Raw genomic sequence first — 507 nt, forward strand, 5'->3', positions numbered from 1 at the left:
GTGCGACCTGATGATGTTTCGCAAGGAAAACGGCAAGGTGAATGTCACCTCCCTGGTCGAGCGGGTCAGCCGGTTCACCGTTGTCATGCGCAATGAGGATCGCCACTCCGAGCCGATCATGGAAGCGCTGATCGCGGGGCTCGCGCCCCTGCCCGCCGAAGCGCGTCAGTCGATCACGTTCGACCGAGGCACCGAGTTCTCGGCATGGCGACGGCTGAAGGATGGGATCGGTGCCGCCAGCTGGTTTTGCGATCCGCAGGCACCATGGCAGAAAGGAACAGTCGAGAACACGAATGGCAGGCTGAGAAAGCACCTGCCCCGCTCGACCGAACCGACGGCTCTGACAAATCGATACTTGAGGTCGATTTGCCAGAGCCTCAATTCCACACCGCGCAAGTGTCTGGGCTACCGAACACCCGCAGAGGTCTTTGAGAGCAACCTGATGGCTCTCAGAAACAGACTGGAATAGAAGAAAAACAACAATTTGCGCTTCGGCGTGAGTTCACA

Annotated in this window: 1 protein-coding gene; it reads left to right on the forward strand. The window is 58.4% G+C overall.

Annotated features, from left to right (window positions below):
• Positions 1 to 469, forward strand: a 469-nt coding sequence (locus AAIL68_RS17605; RefSeq protein WP_347141077.1) for an IS30 family transposase, incomplete at its 5' end; no start/stop codon positions are given.
• Positions 470 to 507: the final 38 nt, after the last annotated feature.

It is taken from the genome of Paracoccus sp. SSK6 (assembly GCF_039770665.1).
Taxonomy (GTDB): Bacteria; Pseudomonadota; Alphaproteobacteria; order Rhodobacterales; family Rhodobacteraceae; genus Paracoccus.